General features: G+C 37.5%; 18 protein-coding genes, 1 tRNA gene, 1 pseudogene and 1 other annotated feature. Of the genes and pseudogenes, 9 read left to right on the top strand and 11 right to left on the bottom strand.

From position 1 onward, the window contains the following. Window positions 1–199: 199 nt before the first annotated feature. Both IV84_RS00940 and IV84_RS00935 read left to right on the top strand, forming a co-directional pair. Window positions 200–1,342 carry an MFS transporter gene (locus IV84_RS00940; RefSeq protein WP_056985982.1) on the top strand — a complete coding sequence of 381 codons (1,143 nt, stop codon included), beginning with the start codon at window positions 200–202 and terminating at the stop codon, window positions 1,340–1,342. A gap of 85 nt (window positions 1,343–1,427) precedes the next feature. Next, window positions 1,428–3,254 (top strand): heavy metal translocating P-type ATPase, encoded by a 1,827-nt coding sequence (locus tag IV84_RS00935; protein WP_056985981.1) that lies wholly within the window; start codon window positions 1,428–1,430, stop codon window positions 3,252–3,254. Between the two features lie 58 nt (window positions 3,255–3,312). On the opposite strand, the gene IV84_RS00930 is transcribed toward IV84_RS00935, so the two are convergent. Continuing rightward, window positions 3,313–3,972 carry a deoxynucleoside kinase gene (locus IV84_RS00930; RefSeq protein WP_046871714.1) on the bottom strand — a complete coding sequence of 220 codons (660 nt, stop codon included), beginning with the start codon at window positions 3,970–3,972 and terminating at the stop codon, window positions 3,313–3,315. A gap of 443 nt (window positions 3,973–4,415) precedes the next feature. On the opposite strand from IV84_RS00930, the gene IV84_RS00925 reads away from it, so the two are divergent. From IV84_RS00925 to IV84_RS00910, 4 genes are all read left to right on the top strand, one after another. Then, complete coding sequence (locus IV84_RS00925) at window positions 4,416–5,294, top strand: MalY/PatB family protein (RefSeq protein WP_052694523.1); 879 nt, start codon at window positions 4,416–4,418, stop codon at window positions 5,292–5,294. 33 nt (window positions 5,295–5,327) lie between these two features. Then, window positions 5,328–5,603, top strand: coding sequence for a beta C-S lyase family protein (locus IV84_RS00920; protein ID WP_052694522.1), 276 nt, complete (start codon window positions 5,328–5,330; stop codon window positions 5,601–5,603). A 30-nt stretch (window positions 5,604–5,633) separates the two neighbouring features. After that, window positions 5,634–6,998 (top strand): APC family permease, encoded by a 1,365-nt coding sequence (locus IV84_RS00915; RefSeq protein WP_046871713.1) that lies wholly within the window; start codon window positions 5,634–5,636, stop codon window positions 6,996–6,998. A 175-nt stretch (window positions 6,999–7,173) separates the two neighbouring features. Then, window positions 7,174–7,257, top strand: a tRNA-Leu gene (locus tag IV84_RS00910). A gap of 86 nt (window positions 7,258–7,343) precedes the next feature. On the opposite strand, the gene IV84_RS00905 is transcribed toward IV84_RS00910, so the two are convergent. From IV84_RS00905 to IV84_RS00885, 5 genes are all read right to left on the bottom strand, one after another. Then, the gene (locus IV84_RS00905; RefSeq protein ID WP_046871712.1) at window positions 7,344–7,622 is read right to left on the bottom strand and encodes a hypothetical protein; all 279 of its coding nucleotides are present in this window, start codon (window positions 7,620–7,622) and stop codon (window positions 7,344–7,346) included. A gap of 13 nt (window positions 7,623–7,635) precedes the next feature. Further along, complete coding sequence (locus IV84_RS00900) at window positions 7,636–7,860, bottom strand: hypothetical protein (RefSeq protein WP_046871711.1); 225 nt, start codon at window positions 7,858–7,860, stop codon at window positions 7,636–7,638. Window positions 7,861–7,966: 106 nt separating this feature from the next. Further along, window positions 7,967–8,785 (bottom strand): Cof-type HAD-IIB family hydrolase, encoded by an 819-nt coding sequence (locus IV84_RS00895; RefSeq protein WP_046871710.1) that lies wholly within the window; start codon window positions 8,783–8,785, stop codon window positions 7,967–7,969. 81 nt (window positions 8,786–8,866) lie between these two features. Further along, on the bottom strand, window positions 8,867–9,988 hold the full coding sequence (locus tag IV84_RS00890; RefSeq protein ID WP_046871709.1) for a glycosyltransferase: 1,122 nt from the start codon (window positions 9,986–9,988) through the stop codon (window positions 8,867–8,869). A 167-nt stretch (window positions 9,989–10,155) separates the two neighbouring features. After that, window positions 10,156–10,614 (bottom strand): universal stress protein, encoded by a 459-nt coding sequence (locus IV84_RS00885; RefSeq protein ID WP_056985980.1) that lies wholly within the window; start codon window positions 10,612–10,614, stop codon window positions 10,156–10,158. A gap of 134 nt (window positions 10,615–10,748) precedes the next feature. On the opposite strand from IV84_RS00885, the gene IV84_RS00880 reads away from it, so the two are divergent. After that, window positions 10,749–11,585, top strand: a complete 837-nt coding sequence (locus IV84_RS00880; protein ID WP_056985979.1) for an NAD(P)H-hydrate dehydratase — start codon at window positions 10,749–10,751, stop codon at window positions 11,583–11,585. A 67-nt stretch (window positions 11,586–11,652) separates the two neighbouring features. Here IV84_RS00880 and IV84_RS00875 read toward each other — a convergent pair whose 3' ends face one another. From IV84_RS00875 to leuS, 4 genes are all read right to left on the bottom strand, one after another. Beyond that, window positions 11,653–12,378 carry a pseudouridine synthase gene (locus IV84_RS00875; protein WP_056985978.1) on the bottom strand — a complete coding sequence of 242 codons (726 nt, stop codon included), beginning with the start codon at window positions 12,376–12,378 and terminating at the stop codon, window positions 11,653–11,655. Window positions 12,379–12,389: 11 nt separating this feature from the next. Beyond that, entirely contained in the window at window positions 12,390–14,069 is a 1,680-nt protein-coding gene (locus IV84_RS00870) for a putative polysaccharide biosynthesis protein (protein WP_046871705.1), read from the bottom strand. Between the two features lie 261 nt (window positions 14,070–14,330). After that, window positions 14,331–14,657, bottom strand: a complete 327-nt coding sequence (locus IV84_RS00865) for a hypothetical protein (protein WP_046871704.1) — start codon at window positions 14,655–14,657, stop codon at window positions 14,331–14,333. A gap of 180 nt (window positions 14,658–14,837) precedes the next feature. Beyond that, on the bottom strand, window positions 14,838–17,252 hold the full coding sequence (gene leuS / locus IV84_RS00860; protein WP_046871703.1) for a leucine--tRNA ligase: 2,415 nt from the start codon (window positions 17,250–17,252) through the stop codon (window positions 14,838–14,840). A 55-nt stretch (window positions 17,253–17,307) separates the two neighbouring features. Continuing rightward, window positions 17,308–17,524, bottom strand: a binding site (T-box leader). Window positions 17,525–17,621: 97 nt separating this feature from the next. Between leuS and IV84_RS00855 the strand changes: the two genes are divergently transcribed. Both IV84_RS00855 and mnmM read left to right on the top strand, forming a co-directional pair. After that, entirely contained in the window at window positions 17,622–18,266 is a 645-nt protein-coding gene (locus IV84_RS00855) for a phosphatase PAP2 family protein (RefSeq protein WP_046871702.1), read from the top strand. Next, window positions 18,263–18,829 carry a tRNA 5-(aminomethyl)-2-thiouridylate-methyltransferase MnmM gene (gene mnmM / locus IV84_RS00850; RefSeq protein WP_046871701.1) on the top strand — a complete coding sequence of 189 codons (567 nt, stop codon included), beginning with the start codon at window positions 18,263–18,265 and terminating at the stop codon, window positions 18,827–18,829. Before IV84_RS00855 ends, mnmM begins: the two co-directional genes overlap by 4 nt. Window positions 18,830–18,869: 40 nt before the next feature. On the opposite strand, the pseudogene IV84_RS00845 reads toward mnmM, so the two are convergent. Further along, a pseudogene (locus IV84_RS00845) lies at window positions 18,870–20,189 on the bottom strand (MFS transporter); the annotation flags it as partial. Window positions 20,190–20,209: the final 20 nt, after the last annotated feature.

Raw genomic sequence — 20,209 nt, 5'->3', positions numbered from 1 at the left:
CAACCAGATAATAACAAATTTTCTAATTGAACATTAACAATAAAAGGTCAATTACTTAACTATAAACGTGGTCAAAACATTTTATTGACTTACTATAATCATGGACCTTCTTCAAGATTTGAATTTTACAGGTTTCTATGTAATAGTATTATTAACATTCTATGAGAACATTATTAAAATCAGAAAGGTGTTGCACAGTTTGAAAAATAAATTTGTTCTTCTGACAAATATGCTTGTAAATATGGGAATTGGACTTATCATGCCGATTACAACTCTTTATATTCACGGAACTCTGCATAAAAGTATCGTTACAGCCGGCTATGTTCTATTTTGCTTTTCTGGCGCCATGATGATTGGCAATCTCATTGGTGGCAAACTATTTGATAGTTGGAAACAAAAGCCTCTCATGTATCTTTGCGGTTCAGGAGTGGTCATAGCCTTATTTTTGGTTGGCCTTTTCCCCCAATGGCCAATCTATCCCATTTTAATCACCTGTTACGGGCTTTGCTTAGGTGGCCTAAATTCATCAATCAATGGGTACCTTGCCTTTTTACAAGTTTCTGATCCCAATATTTTCAATAATGGCTATTGGTTTGCAAGTTTGGGAATGGGTCTTGCCACATTCTTATCCGGAATTTTATTTGGTGTTAGTATTCGCGTCGTATTTTTCAGTTCAGCTATCCTTTTTCTGTTTACAACACTGATTATTCGCGTCGCTTTTCATCCCATTAAAAAACATGTCCAAACAAAACCAACGACCTCTTTTAAATCTAAAACTGATCGCTCATTTTTAAACGTCCTTATTATTTGTTTAGCAATGATTATTATCTGGATTTGTTACGAACAATGGAATAGCAATGTTTCAGTTCTAATGGTAGCAAAACACATTTCGATTCCTAAATACAGTATGCTTTTCACAATTAGCACGGTTGAAATTGTTTTAGTTCAACCTTTTATGAATCGTTTCTTTAAACCAGCTTTTCAATCAGAGAAAAAAAGAATTATTTTAGGCTTACTTGCTTTTGCTTGTTCATATTTATTTATCCTCAATGCGGAAAGTTACTGGCGCTTTGTAGCCGGGATTACCATGGTCACGTTAGGTGAAATGCTCGCCCTAATTGCTATTCCAGCAGTTTTAAACCGATATGCTAGTGATCAAAACCGGGGTACCATTCAATCTCTAGGAAGTTTTGCAGGTTCACTGGGCCGCGCATTAGGTCCACTTCTCGGTGGCTATTTTATTACCGGATTCGGCTATAACTGGACATTTTTGGGAATGTTTATTATCCATCTCTTGCTTATTTTTCCAATCCTTTCCTTAAAGCTTTCAAAACAAGAATAAGATGATTATCTGGCTGGTATTTTAAAGTGATTACGCCTATAATAAGTTTAGAATCATTCTAAATGGAAAAGAGGTCGCGTAATCTATGAAACATTCAACAAAATTCATCTTAGTTTTGGGACTTGGTATTTTAGCATTAATTCTAGAATTTATTTTTCACCTTCAGCTAGCGGCACAAATTATCATCACTGCAGTTGGAATTGTTATTTCAATTTCAATGTTGATTGAAATGATTAAAACACTACGCGCTGGTAAATACGGCGTCGATTTGTTAGCCATTACCGCAATCATCGCTACCTTAGCCGTTGGTGAATACTGGGCAAGCATTGTCGTTCTTGTCATGTTAACTGGTGGTGATTCTCTGGAGGATTATGCCGCTCACAAAGCTGGAAAAGAATTACAAACACTTCTGGATAATTCTCCGCAAACTGCAAATGTTTTATTAAATGGCCACTTAACAACTAAACCAGTCGATGACGTTTTGGTTAATGATGAAGTTGTCGTAAAACCAGGTGAAGTTGTCCCTGTCGATGGCATTATTTTATCCGGAACCTCTATTTTTGATGAATCCTCACTAACTGGTGAGTCAAAGCCCGTCAATAAAGATGTTGGGGACGAGCTGATGTCCGGTTCCGTTAATGGCGATGGATCTGTGTCCATGAAGGTCACAAAAATTGCCGCAGATAGCCAATATCAAACCATTGTTAAATTGGTTAAAGATTCAGAAGCACGACCGGCTCATTTTGTACGGTTAGCTGATCGTTATGCTATTCCGTTCACGATTATTTCTTATGTAATTGCCGGGGGCGCATGGTTTGTTTCAAAGGATCCCGTTCGTTTTGCAGAAGTCCTTGTAGTTGCCTCACCTTGTCCCCTTATTTTAGCAGCGCCAATTGCATTGGTTTCGGGGATGAGTAGTGCTAATCGAAATGGAATTATTATCAAGAACGGTACTGCCATTGAAAAGCTTGCGACAGCTAAGACCATTGCTTTTGATAAGACCGGGACCTTAACCAAAGGTGTTTTAGCAATTGATCAGGTTAAGAGCGTCCCACCATTTTCAAATTCAGAGCTTCTAAATATCACGGCAAGTGCTGAACAGCAATCTAGCCATATTTTGGCCCGCTCAATCGTCAAGGCTAGTGACGCTAAGACGTTAATGCCGGTTTCACATATTAAAGAAGTTACTGGAATGGGAGTAACAGCTGAAGTTGACAATCACAAAGTTAAGATTGGTCGTCAAAAATTTGTGACTGATCAAAAAATAGCCTCCCCAAATCAAACCGCCATTTTTGTTGCGATTGATGATAAATTTGCTGGTTACATTACATTTTCAGATCAAATCAGACCAGAAGCCGCAACCACAATCTCACAGATAAATAAATTGGGTATTCAAAATACATTAATGATTAGTGGTGATCAAAAAGCCACGGCTGAAATGGTTGGTAACAAAATTGGAATCTCAAAAGTATATGCCGAATGCCTTCCAGAAAACAAGATCACCATTTTAAAAGATCAAGAAACTCATCTGCGCCCGGTTGTAATGGTTGGAGATGGAGTTAATGATGCCCCCTCACTAACAGTAGCTGATGTCGGAATCGCCATGGGCGCACGAGGATCAACAGCAGCAAGTGAATCAGCAGACATTGTTATTTTAAAAGATGATCTAGGCCGAGTAGCACGTGCTCTCAGTATTTCGAAATACACCATGAAGATTGCAAAACAGTCTGTGTTAATTGGAATATTTATTTGTATCGGGTTGATGTTAGTTGCATCAACTGGAGTTATTCCAGCTTTAGTAGGCGCTCTTTTCCAAGAAGTTGTCGATACAGTGACAATTCTTTGGGCACTGTTGGCTCATCGTAGTAGCTCTCAATTAAAGCAAGTAATTAATGGGCAAAAAAATATTTAGACAAAAAAAGTTATCCCTAATCAATTTAAGATTGATTAGGGATAACTTTTTAAATCCATTACATTGCTTCTTCGATACCTTTAGGCGCCCAAATTTTTGTTAAAGCTGCATCAATTTGTTCTAATACAGCATCAACATTCTTTGGATTTTCTAGATTGTATTTTTGTAAATTAATTTTTATTTTAGGGCTTGCATCATATTCTTCATACCAGTCCTTGTATGCCAACCACATTTTATGATAATAGTCTTCAAGATCTGGATTATTATCAAACTGTTCATAATCTCGACCCCGTTTTTTAATTCGATACAAAATCGTTTCGAAATCTGTTTCCGAATATACCATCAAATCTGGTGCCTTCTTCGGAAGATCGTTTAACTCGTTCATCATGTTATCAATAAGGCTTGTGTAGACACCAAACTCAGTGTCCGTAATGTTACCTTCTTTATTATTTTCACGGGTAAACAAGGCATCTTCATAAATCGAACGGTCTAACACATTGTTGTCATCAGAAAGTGCCTTTTTAATCATTGCAAATCGTTTATTTAAAAAATAAATTTGCAGTAAAAAACCATAACTTTTTTGATCAGAATAATAAAGCGGTAAAACGGGATTGTCCCCCACTGGTTCATAAAATGCTTTTGATCCATAATGTTCTGCAATTTTTCCAGTTAATGTTGTCTTTCCAACACCTATCATTCCTGCTGTAATTATCACCATACAAGGCCCCTCTTTATCTTTAATCAGCATTCAGTATATCATAATTTTTCTATATACAACATCTTGTGTTTTTCCTAAAATTATGTATTTATCTTCTTATAAAAATGAAAGCTTGCAATCGCGGCGTTTCACAAAAACTAAGGCAGATAAAATTTTAAAATTTCTTTTTCTTTAACCTACAAATGCGCATGAACAAGCATACCATATTTCAATCTCAATTCTTCAAGAAAATTAAGATTTGTTTATCAATTTTTTGTAAAAACTAGCTGTGTTATTCATTTAAGTTAACTGTTAATCCTTTAAATACTACATATTCTAGATCGACTAGCTATTTATTTTAAACATTTGGTCAATGAAGTGTTTCAACTTGCAAATTAATCAAACTCAGTTTACAGTTTTAACTGTAAGAAAAATATTTACAGTTAAAAAGGTGGTACATAATTATGGACTATAATTTTGATAAAATTACAAATCGACAAAATACTGACGCCATTAAATGGGATCCAATGGCCCAGCAAAATGACTTTGGTGCCAAAAACATTTTGCCTTTTGGTATTGCTGATATGGATTTTCCAGTGGCTCCTGCAATCCAATCGGCTTTACAAAAGCGTTTAGACAACGGTGTTTTTGGTTATAGCGAAGGAACAGATTACAATGAAGCCCTTCAAAATTGGATGAAACAGCAACATAATTGGAATATTCCTAGCGAGTGGATTACCAACACTAATGGCATTGTGCTCGCAATTAATCTTGCAATTCAGGCATTTTGCCAAGCTGGTGATCAGGTTTTAATTCAAGAACCGGTCTACTACCCATTTGCCTCATCAGCTCGCAATAATGGTTGTCAGGTAGTTTCAAACGATCTTATCAATCACGATGGTCATTACGAAATTGACTTTGATGATTTTGAAAAAAAAGCCGCTGATCCTAAAACAACCTTGTTTATTCTATGTAGTCCTCATAATCCAATCGGTAGAATTTGGACTTCAGAAGAATTACATCACATGGTAAAAATTTGTGCTAAATATCACGTTTACGTAATTGCTGATGAAATTCATAGTGATTTAACAATGCCAAACGAAAAATTTATAAATACTGCCGTTGCTGCCAAAGAATGGCAAGATAACGTCATGACTTGCTTGTCTGAGAGTAAAGCTTTCAATCTGGCTGGTATTAAAATTTCCTACATTGTTATTTCCGACCCGCATATGAGACAGTTATTCCGTCGCTCTGTGGACCGCTCCTTCGCTGTAGATCTTAACCCCTTTGCCATGGCTGCTACTGTCGCAGCTTATCGAGATTCAGAAGATTGGCTAAAATAATTAAGAAGTTATCTTTACAGTAATCTACAATTCATGCGCACCTATTTAGCTACCAATCTCCCTCACGTGCATTTAGGCGAGCATCAAGCTACTTACCTTGCCTGGCTAGACTTTCGCGATTACGCGCGCTCTCAGACCGAATTAAACCACTTACTTTGGCAACAAGCTAAAGTTGGTTTGGAATCTGGCAATCAGTTTGGCAAAACCGGAACAGGGTTCATGCGCTTAAACTTTGGTTGTCCTCGTTCTGTATTAAAACAAGGACTTCAACAGATAACTGCAGTTTTTAAGGATCAACCATTAAGATAACTAAACATATAACTAAGAAGGTCTTACACTTTGCAACAAAATCATGTTCTTCAAAAACCAATTTCTATTTCTGCACCAAATAATCAGACAGTCAAACACAACCTTTCCCGTACTAATTTATTTATGCTCTCTGTTGGGCAAATTGTTGGGGCTGGAATTCTTTCAATGCTAGGAATTGCAGTTGGAATGACTGGACGTTCAATTTTTATTTCATTTATTTTAGCCGCCTTTCTAATTTTAGCAACACTAATTCCCATTGTGTTAACGAGTGGAACTGTTCGTCTACCTGGTGGTGATTATTCGCGGGCCGCTCTATTGGCTGGTAAAAAATGGGCTGGGATGTATATTTTTATTTTTGCAATCAGCAACTTTAGTATCTCTATGTATGCACTATCGTTTGCAGATTATTTGCTTGCCTTAATTCCTGGGCTTCCCCATCAAGCGGTTGCATTAGGGATTCTTACCTTAGTGTTTATTTTTCATTATTTTGGTATCAAAAACGCCGCCCGGTGGCAAACTTTAATTATCATTCTTCTTTCTGTAGCCCTTACGATGTTTACCGTTTTAGGTCTGCCCCATGTTCAACCTGGTTATTTTCAACAACCAGGTTTTATGACTCATGGCGGAATTGGAATTCTGGCTGCAGCTGCTTATATGACTTTTACCGTTGGTGGTGCTCAGTTTATGATTAATTTCAGTGGTGAGGCAAAAAATCCGACTAAAGATATTCCTTTCGTTATGGTAATTTCAACCATTACTGTCGCTATTTTGTATGCCCTAATGGCAGTTGTTGCTTCTGGCGTTTTACCACTCCATCAAGTAATCAATCAACCACTTACGCACGTTGCAAATGCCATTCTTTCCAGACCGTTATATATATTTTTTGTTATTGGTGGTGCTTTAATTGCATTGACTGGAACTATGAATGCCTCTATTGGTAGTTCACTTTCACCAATTGTCCAAGCTAGTCGTGATGGGTGGTTTCCAAAACAAATGGGATACTTACATCCAAAATACAATTCACCTGTCGTTATTCTCGGAATTTTTTACTTAATTGGTATCCTGCCTATTATTTTTGGTTGGAATATTTCCCTGATTAGTAATTCGGTGCTTATATTAACAAATGTCGTTAGCTTGGTCCTTGCAATCAGCACCATCCGCTTGCCTCAAGTTATGCCCGAACAATGGGCAAAATCAGCCTTTCACGTCAGCAATCGTCACTTAATCGAACTGTCTTTATTTTCAGCAGCCACAATGATTGTTCAGCTGGTCATGTTTTTTAGAAGTATCTCAACAACTGCGGTAATCGGAAATGTTTTTGTCGTCGTTTTGGCTTATCTATTCGGCGTATGGCGCACTAAATATGTGACAATGGATCTTGAAAACATTAAATAAGTTATTAGTGAACTAATTAGCCTTGAAACTAGCTTACAATTTAATCTCAGCAATTCAGAACGATTTTCATTTCATTAATGCAAACTGTTCTGAATTGTCACTCTCAGATCCGGTTACTTACTTGAATAAAACTTTTCATTTTTTAAAATATAGTGTAAAATAATGAATGTTGTTTGCCCCAGTGGCGGAACTGGCAGACGCGCAGCGTTCAGGTCGCTGTATGGACAACCATGTACAGGTTCGAATCCTGCCTGGGGCATAAAACATCATAAAAAAACGGCTAGATTCTCTTGCTTAGAAGAGAGCCTAGCCGTTTTTACTTTGTTCAATTTTGATTGTTGCCATTTATTTATCTAGTTTAACAACCGTTCCATATCCCACGACCACAAGAAATTTAGGAGCCACACTCACATTAACAACTTCTGTATTAAAATGAACCCCAATTAAGCCATCACCGTCTTTTAATTTTGCACGTTTAGTTAATTTCTGCTTTGTTTCTTCAATAAGTTGATCAAACATCTGATATTGGTCAATTTCATCTGCCGCCAACATAATGCGACTCGTTGCCGACACAATACCAATAATCGTATGTCCTGCGTTAACTTCTTCAGTAGACATAAACATAATAATTCCTCTTTTACTTTAACTCTTGTTTGTCCGTTTTATCTTGCTCTGCTTGATGCCGTTTTATTGCCGTCATTCTAATTTTTAATTCAATTACTAAAACGGAAAACATGGCAATTAAAAATCCAATAATCCATAAAACAGCCAGTAACCAAAATGGTAACTTAACAAATTCCGTCACCAAAATTAGTCCCACAGCAACCAATCCTGGAATAACAATTAGGGCTGCCCTTTGCATAAGAAATCCTCCATTACTTGATCAGAGTATGTCTCCAAATCACTTTCTAAACTTTCTCAATTACTCTACTTAAAAATGTCTACAAAGTCAACTTTTGAAACGATCTCTAGTCCAGAATAAATTTGTGGATTGCTTCTGCTACACCCATTTTATAATTATTCTTGGTTACATATTTGGCGATTTCTTTAGCCTCATCTGTTCCATTAGACACCACAACAGGCATCCCCACTTTTCGCAACATTGGTAAATCATTGCTATTATCACCTAATGCAAGAACCTCATCTTTCTTAATTCCCAAAGATTCAGCCAGCTCTAAGGTTGCTGTCCCCTTATCAGTACCCAAGTGGTTAAACTCAGCGTACATCCCTGATGAATAAGTCGCATTCAATTGATTATTAAACGCCGCCATCACTTTGTCATGAACTGGATGAAGAACTTTTTCGTCTGGGTTCATCGTAATAACCTTCATGATCTTTTCATTTTTAAAAATCGAAAAGTCTCTATCTGTCATAATCTTATATTCAACGTGGCGAGGCTTTAAATAAGCAAGATCCTCTTCACGTGGATTATAAATATACAGTTCATTTAATGTGTATACATGGGTATCATTTTGGGGATATTGGGAAGTAATATCAAAAACACCCTTAGCCTCTTCATAAGTCATTTCATTTGTCTGCAAAACTTGATTTTTTTGGTTTTCAATAATTGCCCCACCATTATAAGAAATCACAAATTCATCAGGCTTTTGAAACAACGATAATTTTTTTAATAAAGGTTGTACTGAAGCAAATCCTCGTCCAGTATTCGGCACAAATTTTACGCCCTTTTTTGACGCCGCTTCAACTGCAGCTACGTTTTCTTCAGAAATACTGCCGTCTCTACTAAGTAATGTTTCATCCAAATCACTAACTATTAATTTATACATTTTAACCCATCGACTTTCCTAGCTTACTATATTGTAAACGTTCTACTCATACCTTATCGAAGTTTGGCACTGTTTTCAATGCTATTGGGCACATTTCAACATTCTTTTTGAATTATCATCATCAGAAAGGATTGGTAACCATTGTTTAATAATTTTATCTAACATAAAAGAACTTCGAATTCGTTTACAAGATTTTTTTGCGTAGGTCCGTCTTAAAGGCTCGCTTACAATTAATTTATTTAGTCCTGCAACAAAATCTGGAACATCTTGCGCTTTGGTTAGAATCCCATACTCACTGTTCCCCAAAAACTCTCTAGAACCCGTATTTTCCATCGCGACAATTGGCAATCCAAAGCCCATTGCTTCTCCAATCACTAATGGCATCCCTTCCCAACGAGAAGTAGAAACGAAAATGGAAGCTGTTTCGTAATGTGCTTGAAGTTCCTCATCTTTAAGGGCTCCTCGATAAATAATTTTATCGGCCACATCGAATTTTTTTACCAGTTGCTTAAAAATTTCCATGTCCTCATCAGAGCCCTCCCCAGCCATTGCAATTTTCCAATCGTCCGGTAAGTACTGAGCAGCCTCTAAAAGAAAATCAATCCCTTTATGCTGAATTGCAATTCGGGCCGTAAAAGCAATCGTATGTGCGCTTAAATCAGCTTTTTCTTCAGGAACAATTGTCAGAGGATTATAAATTTTGACAGTCTTTTCATTAAATTGACGATAATTAATATAATCTGACTCCGTTAATACCACCACCACATCAGCAGCCTTTAAACCTTGCACAAATTCGGATTTCATCAATTGATAATATTGAGTTAAATATGTTTTATAATTATTATGCATCCATGCAATTACACGCACTTCAGGAGTTTGATTCTTAATTAAGGGGGCAAAACTGGTTGTCAACCCCGCTGGTAAAATAACTGTTTGAAACTTCTCTTCTTGAATAAAATTACATAAATCTTCAATTTGTGGTTTGTATCTTTCATAAGGATTTTCACCAAAGAAATTTAAAACATGACTTGATGCCGGTCTCTTGGCAATAACTAAGTCAGCATCCAATTCATAATAAGGAGCCACATCTTCTAACGAGTAATACGTCACATCTGCATATTCAGTCAGTGCATTTCCCACAACTGTTGCAGCCCGTTTAACTCCATCCATCACAATGTTTTCAAGTACAATTAATAATTTCATATTTGGACGGCCAAGATAATTTATTGTTCATCCATCTTGACCTTCCCCCTCTCTTATTTTTATTAGTTAATACCATCGGCTAATTTTTTGGTAAATTAATAGCGGGATAGTCTTGCCTATTTAAATAACTATTCCGCCATAAAATTTAATTTGTTCACTTTTTACCTTTATCTGACTACCATGACATAGGCCAAAGAGTTTTCTAAAATATATGTTGAGTTTGAACCCAAGAACATTTGTGCCACTCGATTTACGCCAGTTGCACCAATGTAAATTAAATCAATTTTTTCTTCCTGTTGGATATTTCTTGCTAATTCTTCACGCGAATTACCAACCTTCACAATTGCTGTTACTTGATCTAAGCCTTCACTTTTAACTCGGGCAACAATTGCATTTATTGCATCTTGTTGTTCTTTCAATCGATCGTTGTCATCAATATCGGTTGCGACAACGCCAAAGCCAAGTGATGATTGGCCAATCGTTGATTGCTGTGGCTTTAAAATTTGAGCAATGTACAGTTTAGCGTCATTTCGCTTTGCTGAATCCACAGCTTTATCTAAAGCCCTCATTGAAGTTTCTGAACCATCAATTCCAACTAAAATATTCTTATATTGTTGATCTTGCATGAGACTCATCCCACTTCCTGATTATTTATGATCATTATAACAATTATTCATAAAATCTTATAATAAAAAGCTCCTTTTTATTTCTCTTATCATTTTTTATTCGCTATACTGAACTTATGGAGGAATAAAAACTCATGCAAACTATTACACAAAAACTAGTTGAAAATACAATTACAAAACGTGCGACTCAAACCCACAAAGGTTCATTTGGAAAAATATTGATTGTTGGTGGTAATGACCAGTTTGGCGGTGCTGCTATTTTAAACAGTAGTGCAGCCGTATATGCTGGTTGCGGGTTAGTGACTACTGCAACCCATCCAAGCAACTTTACGAGTCTTCACGCACGGCTACCAGAAACCATGGTCATCGATTTCACGGATGATCAGGCAATCAAAACCATGCTAAACAAAGTGAATGGCGTTGTAATTGGCTCTGGGCTTGGCGAAGACTCATCTTCATTAAAAATTCTAAAATTTGTCTTTCAAAACGTTCAGTCAGATCAATATCTGGTAATCGATGGTTCGGCAATTGATCTCATCGCGTCCCACAATTTGGACTTGCCCGATGCCCATATTATCTTTACGCCTCACGAAATGGAATGGCAAAGACTCTCTGGTATTCCAATCAAAGAACAAACAGAGACCAATAACCGCGCCGCCCAGCAAAAACTCAATGCAATTGTCGTTCTCAAAAAACATCATACTGAAATTTATACAAATCAAGAAACCTACCAACTTTTAATTGGCGGCCCTGAGATGGCGACTGGTGGGATGGGTGATACATTAGCAGGTATGGTTGGTGCGTTTATAACCCAATTCACTGATAATGAAATCAATGCAATTATGAGTGCGGTGTATATACACAGTTTTATCGCCGATCAACTTGGTAAAACCCAATATGTTACTTTGCCTCATCAACTTATTAAAAAGATTCCTCAAACCATGTTAAAGTTTTCTCAAAAAGCAGAGTAATTATAACTAAAAAAGCTCCTAACCAAATTTCAAAAGAACAATTCTTTTGACTGGTTAAGAGCCTTTTTTATTCAGTTAATCTTAATAAATCGTCCACTTCAGTTTGGGTTAATTCCCGATAATTTCCTGGCAAAAGTCCTTCATCAATCGCAAGGGTGCCCATTTTTATTCGTTGCAAATGAATAACCTTTTGACCAACCGCACCAAACATTCGCCGCACTTGATGATACTTACCCTCTTGAATTTGAACATGAATATTAGTGGTATCATCCATCTTATTATAATTTAGAATTTCAAGTTTAGCCGGATAGAGTTGCGTCCCATCTTTGAGAAGAATCCCTTCAGCAAATTTTGTGATTACCGATTCATCTAGCTTACCGGTTACGGTAGCTTCATAAGTTTTTTTAATATGATGTGCGGGTGATAATAGTTTATGAGCAAGATCCCCGTCATTGGTAATCAATAGCAAGCCCTCAGTGTCCTTGTCAAGACGACCAACCGGAAACAGGTCTGATCGGTAATCTGATTTGTTAAACAGGTCCATAACGGTTTTCTGATGGGTATCAGTTGACGCCGAAATAACGCCCATTGGCTTATTTAATACATAATAATAATGGACTTGATACTTAATTTCCTGTTCGCCTAATTTAACTAGATCTTGTCCAGGATCTAACTGGGTTTTACCGGTACGAACTCGCTGAGCATTCAAAGTAACTCGGCCTTTTTTTATCAATTGCGTAATCTGGTTTCGTGTTCCAACGTTCATTTGATGTAAAAATTTGTCAACTCGCATAAATTCACCTCTTAATGAATCCTTAGTATCCGTCGAATTCGTTCTACTCTAGGTCCAAGCATCATATCAGCCAATCTTGTCTTTAAAGTCGCATAAAGATATACCATGCCACCCAGAAAAGCTGCAAGCACACATACAATTAAAGCAACTGTTTTACTGTATGGGTCTAAAACCAGATAAGCCACACGAACTACAGCAAAAGCCACAATAAATGTTAATAAACTAAATACCATAATCCCAGAAAGGGGCTTGCTCATTCGCTTAAAGCCAATCCCAAACTCCTGATTCAAATGGCGTAAGATTAAACCACTGACTACTGTAAAACCGATCCCGGTTGAAATTAACGGTCCAACTGCTCCCAAATAGGCTACCAATGGATACTGGAGCGCTATTTTGACAACTACTCCGACAAGAAAGTAAGCCACAGCGCGAACGTTTTCTGAAACTCCCTGCATCACAGCCGAAATAACTGTGAAAAGGCCTAAAATTACGGCAATAAAAGCCGAAACTTCTAAAACTGCTGTGCCAATCACATCATAATGATAAAAAAGGGTATTTAAAGGCTGTGCAACGGCTGCTAAACCTAAAGCCGCTGGAATCATGAAGAACGCAAACAACATCAGTGCATCTGTAATCTGACTATTGATTTCGTGCTTATCTCCACGAGTTTTAGCTTCCGATAACATTGGTACCGCAGTAATGGCCATGGCTGATCCCAAAGAGACAACAATCATAACCAATTTATTAGAATTAAATGCGAAATCTGCATAAAGCGTGTTAACAATTGTCGCAGAAAAATTGTATACATGATTCATAATGTTAAAAAATGTATATTGGTCAATTAATTGAAAAATAGTAATTGCCGATCCAATGATAATAAATGGCGTTGCTTGTGAAATGATCTCTTTATATAATTGTTTAGTTGGAATTGCTAATTCCTGCTTACTATTACGAGCCAATTCTTGTAAACGACTTCGATGGCGCAAATAGTAAAAGACCAACACCAACATCCCACCGATAGCTCCGATAAAAGCAGCAAAAGTTGATTGCGATACAGCCGTTACCCAATTACCATGATGAACTCTCATAATTAGGAAAGCTGTAACCAACATATATGCTACTCGTACTAATTGTTCTACAAATTGCGAAATGGCGGACGGTGCCATTTCCTGATAACCTTGGAAAAAGCCTCGCGTTAAACTCATTGTTGGGATTATTAGAACGGCCCAGGCCAAAGAATGGAGGATTGGAACAACGTTAGGATCTCCATTTGATAAAAATGGCGCCCCAAAATATAGAATTAAAGCACAAATTATTCCTGTGGCTCCTGATAGCAACAACCCACGTTTATACAGACGCTGGCCCACCGCAAATTCGTTGATCGTATTATAATGCGCAACTTGTTTTGCAATTGCTGAAGGAATCCCAGCGATCGCGGCAATTAGGAAGAAACTATAAATGTTATACCCCTTAGCAAATAGTGCATTGGCTTCATCACTCATGCTGCCAAACCAAATAACCCAAGGAATTATGTAAATTGCACCTAAAAGTCGCGAGAAAATGCTCCCCGCCGTCATCCAAGCTGATCCTTCAATCATTTTATCTTTTGAACTAGATTCTTTATTAGTTTTTCGAAGCGGTTGAAATCCCGCATTATTTGTTTGTTTCTTATCTTGAGATGTTTCAGCCATAATTTGTTACCCTACTTTCAATTACTCAATCTTAACTATTTTATCATGCCTTGAAGCCAATTCAAATTTTAATTCATTTTGTAAGAAAATATAAAGAAATGGTTGTAACCTAACTGGCAAACGAAATTTAGGCTTTGCTAAATTCAGATTTATGAGTTATACTGAAGTTGTTGAGATAGTGCTGAGCGTCAGACCATTTATGATGGCCTGGCGTTCTTTTTGTATTCAGTTTGAATAAATTATCTTAAAAAATTAAGAAATCTACTTTTCGGAAACCCCATCAGCAACTTTCTTGATCAGTTCGTCCATGGCCGCCGGCTCTTCGTCGCACTCAAAATAAGCCCCATGATAAATCTTACTGATTGGATCTTCGACATCCATATATCTGGTATCAAACTTATTAACTGTATATTTCCCATCTGGCTCTACCAAAAATATAATGCAGCCATCTGCTTCTTTATAACCATCTCGTGTAAACGTAACAGGAAACGTACATCGCTCAAATTGATATTTAATGCCATCAGTACGAGGATGCAATCTCATGTTAATTTCTGAAACAATATTACCGACAATCCCATCAATAGTCATAATTTTTAAGTATCTCCAGTTTCTACCATTAAATTTAAAATACTGAATTCTAGCGTATCATACTTAGAATTAGTTTCAAGTTCCAGATAAAAAGGCATCCAGCTGATAACGAGTAATCACTCCTTATTTCCTGTATGCCTTTTTGAATTCTAAAATTAATATCTGCTTAACCCATTTAACTTAAACAACAATGTTCACAATCTTATTTGGAATTGCAATCACTTTACGAACCGTTTTTCCATCTAACCATTCTTCCATTGTTTTATCTGCTAAAGCTAATTTTTCTAATTCATCTTTACCTGTGTCTTTAGCAACCTGCATATGAGAACGAACTTTACCATTTACTTGAAGAACAATTTGAACAGTCGACTCCTCTAGCTTTTTAGGATCAAAAGTTGGCCAAGCTGCATAGGTGATGGTTTCATCATGTCCTAATAATTGCCATAGTTCTTCAGCGACATGCGGCATAATTGGTGAAATCATTTTTACAAAACCTTCCATGTATGCTAGTGGTAAAGCATCCACTTTATAGGCTTCGTTTATAAATACCATCATCTGTGAAATAGCTGTATTATAATGAAGATTTTCGAAATCTTCTGTAACTTTCTTCACGGTTTGGTTATATACTTTGTCGAGCTTGCCATCATTAAAGGTTGTGACGCGATCACGAGGATGATTATTTTCATCAATCATCAAACGCCAAATTCGCTCGATCCATTTTTCACTACCATGAATGCCATCCTCACTCCAAGCCACGGACTCGGTCAAAGGTCCCATGAACATTTCATAGAGACGCAACGTATCTGCCCCATATTGATCAACAATATCATCAGGATTAATGACGTTACCCTTAGATTTAGACATTTTTTCATGATTGTCGCCCAAAATCATTCCTTGGTTAACTAACTTCTGGAAAGGTTCCTTTGTTGGGACAACTCCGAGATCATACAAAACCTTGTGCCAGAATCGGGCATAAAGCAAATGCAAGACGGCATGTTCTGCACCACCAATATACAGATCCACTGGTAACCATTCTTTCAAAAGATCCATATCTGCAATGCGTTTTTCGTTATGCGGATCAATGTATCTCAAATAGTACCAAGAACTACCTGCCCATTGTGGCATAGTGTTCGTTTCACGACGCCCCTTACGACCGTTCTTATCCACAACATTAACCCAATCCGTTAAGTTAGCAAGAGGACTTTCATAAGTTCCAGATGTTTGGAGATCCTTAGCAGCTGGTAGCTTTAGTGGCAACTCATCTTCTGGAACCAAAGTTGTTTCACCATCTTCCCAATGAATAACAGGAATAGGCTCACCCCAGTATCGTTGCCGTGAGAAAATCCAGTCACGCAAACGATAATTAACTTTCTTATGACCGGCACCCTTTTCTTCTAACCAAGCCAATATTTTATCAATGGCAGTAGTTTTATCTAAACCATCTAGAAATCCAGAGTTAATGTGCACGCCATCTCCAGTATAAGCAGCGTCATCAACGTCGCCACCCTCAATAACTGGTTTAATTGGTAAATCAAACTTCTTTGCAAACTCCCAATCACGTTGATCATGGGCTGGAACGGCCATGATTGCGCCAGTTCCATATGAAGCCAAGACGTAATCAGCAATCCAGATTGGCAATTTTTCACCATTAACTGGATTAATTCCGTAAGCTCCGGTAAACACACCAGTTTTATCTTTATTTAAATCTGTTCGTTCCAAATCTGATTTAGTTTCAATCTTCTTCTCATAAGCTTCCACAGCTGCTTTTTGAGCGTCTGTCGTAATCTTTTTTACCAGTGAGTGTTCTGGTGCGATAACCATGTAGCTTGCACCAAACAGCGTGTCAGGGCGGGTTGTATAGATCTCAATTTCATCATCAGTCCCAGCAACTTTAAAGTTAACACTGGCCCCCGTTGAACGGCCAATCCAGTTTCGTTGCATTTCCTTGATACTGTCGGGCCAATCAATCAAGTCTAAATCATCTAGCAAACGATCAGCATATGCCGTAATCTTAAGCATCCATTGCTTCATGGGGACCCGATAAACTGGGTAACCACCCCGTTCTGTCTTTCCATTAATTACTTCTTCGTTAGCAACCACTGTGCCTCCCATCATATCAGGAGCCCAGTTAACTAAAGTTTCTTTTTCGTAAGCTAACCCTTTTTTGTACATTTGCTCAAAAATCCATTGGGTCCACTTGTAATACTTAGGATCAGTTGTATTAATTTCGCGATCCCAATCGTATGAAAAACCAAGTGACTTAATTTGGCGTTTGAAATTTTTAATATTGTGAGCAGTAAATTCACGCGGATTATGCCCTGTTTTTAAAGCATACTGTTCTGCTGGTAACCCGAAAGCATCCCAACCCATTGGATGGAGGACTTTATAACCTTGCATCCGTTTGAAACGGGCCATGATATCTGTTGCTGTATAGCCTTCTGGATGCCCTACGTGCAGCCCTTGTCCAGATGGGTAAGGAAACATATCCAAAACATAGTATTTAGGCTTGCTAGAATCCTCAACTGTTTTAAATGTTTTGTGTTCGCGCCAGTAATGCTGCCATTTACGTTCAATTATCTCATGATTATATGCCAAATTTATTCCACCCTTTCTAAAATAAAAAAAGTCCTATAAGATATCAAAAAATATCTTATAGGACGGAAGTCTCCGCGGTACCACCTATATTTACGATTGAATAAGTCAGTCGAACACTCAAATTCTTAACGCGAATTCACGTTAACAGCTACTTTAACTTCACCGTTAATTAACACAAAAGATGAGTTCAGCACAGTTCCAATCTATACTCACATTTCCGTACAGTTTCTGAAAGAAGTTCCGTGCTTACTATTTCTTTTCAACTAATATTAATGGACTAATCCTATCAAATTAACTAAAAAAAAGCAAGACATCTCAAAAAATCTGATATACTGGAATCGCATTGTGAAAGTTAAAAAGGAGAAATTTATGTCATCAACCAAACAGCATCACCTATGGCTTATTTTAGGTTTAATAACTGGAGTCCTTTTTATTTGGCTCACACTCTCAGTTTATTTACAAACCAACTTTGTTAAAGAATTTGATCAAATCATTGCAACTTTTATCCAAACTAATCGAACTCCCGGCAAAACTAGCTTTTTCCTATTTATAACCACTCTCGGAAATCCACTACCGCACATTGGATTTATCCTCTTACTGGTTGCGTGGTTAATCTATAGTAAACACTATCGTTTATTAAGCTTTGCAGCACTTGCCCTCCTTTTGGATACCTCTGGAAATCAAGTAATCAAACAACTTATAGAAAGACCACGACCGCTTCACAAATTGATTTCAATCGGTGGCTACAGTTTTCCAAGTGGTCATTCTACCGGTACCACAGTGCTCTTGGGAAGTATCATGATTATTGCAGCTGTTTTAGTCAAGACCAATTGGCGTCGCTGGTTAATCTATCTGGGATCATTTATGGGAATTTTATTAATTGGAATTTCACGCATTTATTTAAACGTTCATTATCCAACTGACGTGCTTGGTGGATTTCTCCTTGGGACCACCATTGTGCTATTAACTGCTTATTTTGTTTTACCAGGGAAAAAGGAGCTTATCCAAAAATGAATTTAGAATCTGCGTTACGTTACAGTCATACTTTATTGGACCAAGTTGTGCGAGTTGGCGATACCGTCATTGATGCCACAGTAGGCAACGGCAACGATACCGTCTACTTAGCAGCCAGTGTAGGTAAGGCTGGTCATGTTTATGGTTTCGATATCCAAGCAGCTGGTTTAGAAAAAACGAAAACCCAACTTTTATTGACGGGTTTATTACCACAAACAACTTTAATTCAAGATGGCCATGAACACATTGATAATCACGTCCCCGCTGATACAGAAATCTCGGCGGCCATCTTTAATCTCGGCTATCTTCCTGGAAGTGATAAAACTGTTGTAACTCACGGTGAAACAACAATTGCAGCGATTAACCAATGCTTAAAAATGCTACAAGCTGGTGGGTTAGTAGTAGTCGTGAGTTACTATGGTCACCCAGGCGGCAAACAAGAACTCACTACATTACAGAGCTTTCTAAGAGAACTCCCTCAAAAAAAGTTTCAGGTATTGACCTATCAATTTATCAATCAAAAAAATGATCCTCCAATCTTATTTGCAATCCAAAAACGTTAAAAAAATCGATTTCCGTTTTAATTAACAGAAATCGATTTTTTTAATGAACTTTTTTTGGATGACTATAATCTAAACTGTTGACGAAAATTGCCAACAAAATCAAAATTACGCCGGCAATATAAATATTGTGCAAAGCTTGATACAGGATTGTCCGTAATACTGGGATCAACTTAGCTGGCAACGATGAAGCTGTTTGTGGATTGATCAACTTATTCATCATCCCAATATTAAGTTGCGGATTCTGCGCAACACCACGATTCATTGTTCCATTCATGATAATTCCAAAAATAGACATCATAAGCGTCTGCCCAAGGGTTCTAGCCAGGGTATTAAATGAGGTCGCCACTCCCATATCTTTTGCGGCCACCAATCGTTGTGAAGTCACAGTTGTTGAAGTAATGGTAATTCCAAAGCCAATTCCCAAAATAGTAGCAATCACAAAGAATAACCAAAATGGCGTAGTTTGTGGCAATAAAGCCAGCCATGCACTTCCGACTAACAAGAACCCTAAGCTAATCATCAAAGTTTGTTTGGGAGTCAGTTTAAGAATAAATTTACCTGCTAAAAATGATCCAAAAATCCACATAATTGAACTTGGCGTTACTGCAAAACCAGCCAAAGAAGCGGGTAATCCAAGAATTCCTTGTGTCCATGTAGGTAGATAAACTTCAAACCCAATCAAAAATCCAGATACAAGCATGGTAGCCAAATTTTGAGTTACGAAGGTCCGGTTTTTAAATAATTTTAATGAAATAATTGGATCTGGTGCCCTTTTTTCACGATTAATAAACAAGATTAGCGCCACAATAGTAATGGCAAAACAAATTATGACTGTTTGCCAAGCAAAGTTTGCTTCCCCTAACACCTGGAAACCATACATCAAGCTCAGTAAAGTTAATGTTAACCAAAGGCTTCCTAAATAATCAATTTTGCCAACTGCGGTATGTGGTTCTTCATGTAAATATAAGGCAATCAAAATAACCGTTAAAAGGCCAATCGGAATATTAATGAAAAATACCCAGTGCCAGGTTAATTGATCAACAATAAAGCCACCTAATAAGGGTGCAATAATTGCTGCAATTCCCCAAGCTGCTCCATTAAATCCCATTACCCGAGCCCGTTTTTCAAATGGATAGATATCTGCAATAATTGTATTGGCCACAGGCATGATACAACCTGCACCAATCCCCTGCAAGGCACGCCAACCAATCAATGTTTGCATTGAATTAGCAGTCCCACTTAGTCCTGATCCCACAATGAAAATCATAATGCCAATCATAAAGATCCGTTTCCGGCCAAAAAGATCGGCTAACTTCCCGTAAATCGGCGTTGCTACTGCATTTGTTAATAGATAAACGGACTAACATTAGTGGTGAATCA

The organism is Pediococcus damnosus, assembly GCF_001437255.1.
Classification (GTDB): domain Bacteria; phylum Bacillota; class Bacilli; order Lactobacillales; family Lactobacillaceae; genus Pediococcus; species Pediococcus damnosus.
Note: the sequence above shows the minus strand (reverse complement) of the source record. Positions and strands in the feature narration are given on the sequence as shown.

Coding starts and splice junctions, on each gene's coding strand:
- IV84_RS00935 (WP_056985981.1), top strand. CDS start 1,428: ATGAAACATTCAACAAAATTCATCTTAGTTTTGGGACTTGGTATTTTA.
- IV84_RS00930 (WP_046871714.1), bottom strand. CDS start 3,972: ATGGTGATAATTACAGCAGGAATGATAGGTGTTGGAAAGACAACATTA.
- IV84_RS00925 (WP_052694523.1), top strand. CDS start 4,416: ATGGACTATAATTTTGATAAAATTACAAATCGACAAAATACTGACGCC.
- IV84_RS00920 (WP_052694522.1), top strand. CDS start 5,328: ATGCGCACCTATTTAGCTACCAATCTCCCTCACGTGCATTTAGGCGAG.
- IV84_RS00905 (WP_046871712.1), bottom strand. CDS start 7,622: ATGTTTATGTCTACTGAAGAAGTTAACGCAGGACATACGATTATTGGT.
- IV84_RS00900 (WP_046871711.1), bottom strand. CDS start 7,860: ATGCAAAGGGCAGCCCTAATTGTTATTCCAGGATTGGTTGCTGTGGGA.
- IV84_RS00895 (WP_046871710.1), bottom strand. CDS start 8,785: ATGTATAAATTAATAGTTAGTGATTTGGATGAAACATTACTTAGTAGA.
- IV84_RS00890 (WP_046871709.1), bottom strand. CDS start 9,988: ATGAAATTATTAATTGTACTTGAAAACATTGTGATGGATGGAGTTAAA.
- IV84_RS00885 (WP_056985980.1), bottom strand. CDS start 10,614: ATGCAAGATCAACAATATAAGAATATTTTAGTTGGAATTGATGGTTCA.
- IV84_RS00880 (WP_056985979.1), top strand. CDS start 10,749: ATGCAAACTATTACACAAAAACTAGTTGAAAATACAATTACAAAACGT.
- IV84_RS00875 (WP_056985978.1), bottom strand. CDS start 12,378: ATGCGAGTTGACAAATTTTTACATCAAATGAACGTTGGAACACGAAAC.
- IV84_RS00870 (WP_046871705.1), bottom strand. CDS start 14,069: ATGGCTGAAACATCTCAAGATAAGAAACAAACAAATAATGCGGGATTT.
- IV84_RS00865 (WP_046871704.1), bottom strand. CDS start 14,657: ATGACTATTGATGGGATTGTCGGTAATATTGTTTCAGAAATTAACATG.
- IV84_RS00855 (WP_046871702.1), top strand. CDS start 17,622: ATGTCATCAACCAAACAGCATCACCTATGGCTTATTTTAGGTTTAATA.
- mnmM (WP_046871701.1), top strand. CDS start 18,263: ATGAATTTAGAATCTGCGTTACGTTACAGTCATACTTTATTGGACCAA.